This is a genomic window from Desulfovibrio psychrotolerans, assembly GCF_013340305.1.
GTDB lineage: Bacteria > Desulfobacterota > Desulfovibrionia > Desulfovibrionales > Desulfovibrionaceae > Halodesulfovibrio > Halodesulfovibrio psychrotolerans.
The window spans coordinates 1-402 of sequence record NZ_BLVP01000031.1 but is presented as its reverse complement, the minus strand read 5'-3'; the positions used below and the strand labels follow the sequence as shown (position 1 = coordinate 402).

At 61.9% G+C, this 402-nt stretch carries 1 protein-coding gene; it reads right to left on the bottom strand.

Going from position 1 to position 402, the window contains the following annotated elements:
- A partial coding sequence (locus HUV26_RS13565) for a DUF3150 domain-containing protein (RefSeq protein WP_243451399.1) occupies positions 1–402 on the bottom strand: 402 nt, incomplete at both ends.

Below are 402 nucleotides of genomic sequence, written 5' to 3'. Positions count from 1 at the left end.
CCGACAGAACCAGGGAGCCGGGCCCTGTGAACCCGGCCAGAATGTCATCGGGATTTCTCCCATCGAGCATGGACTGGGCATGTTCCAGCAGAGCTTCGGGGTCACGTAACAGACTGACCAGCCCTTGCAGCATGAGCAGAGTCGGGCCCACGATATGCCCTTTCCTGCCCACGGCGGAGAAGGCCGTCTGCAGCAGGTCCGCTACAGGGCTGACACGCGGCTCCACAAAGCTGAGGCCGGTGAGCTTGCGGTACATGGTCCGCAAGGGGGAAAGGGCCTTGCGGGTCACCTCGGTCTTGCCCACAAAACTCTTGTGCCAGGTGTCCGTGGCCGCCTTGGCGATCTCGCCGAACAGGGTCTGACCAAGTCCGGTCACAACGTCTTCAAGGCCAGTGTTCACTA